Consider the following 539-nt stretch of genomic DNA (forward strand, 5'->3'; position numbering starts at 1 on the left):
ACCGACGTGATCAGCGCCTGCAGGCTGGCTTTATCTGCCGCCGACAGCTTCAACCGGATCTTATGATCCATTTCGTACGGCCCACCGTTGTACGTCGTGGAAACATGCACCTGCGCATTCAGCAATGCTTTCAGGTCAGCCGTTTCAAACTGTACGACGCGAGTATTTGCCGCTGTGTCTGTGCTGATAACCGTCGTTTCCGTCAATTCGCCGTTTTGCTCCACTTTAAAGCTCGGCACAACTGTGCTTTCTTTCAGCGTCAGCGTTACTTTTTTCTTTCCGTTGGCTTCGCTGTACTTGCCTGGCTTGACAAAGTATCTGTCCATGCCCGACAGCTCATCCTTGGTCGCATGCAGCGCGCTGAAATCCAGGTCCTGCTGCGCACCTTCGGGCAATACCGGAGCTCCAAAGCCTACCTCTACCTCATACTCATGGTCGTATAAGCCGATCGGCGCCGGCAGCAGCCAGTAAATTTTCACCCAGCCGTTTAACCGCGCGTTCAGGTCATGGACCGGGAAACGGACGACACGCGTATTTGC

1 protein-coding gene is annotated in these 539 nt (G+C 54.2%); it reads right to left on the reverse strand.

Annotated features, from left to right (window positions below):
• A partial coding sequence (locus AC6ROY_RS25490; protein WP_500103359.1) for an NEAT domain-containing protein occupies positions 1 to 539 on the reverse strand: 539 nt, incomplete at both ends.

The sequence above is a fragment of the Paenibacillus sp. sg306046 genome (assembly GCF_059821225.1).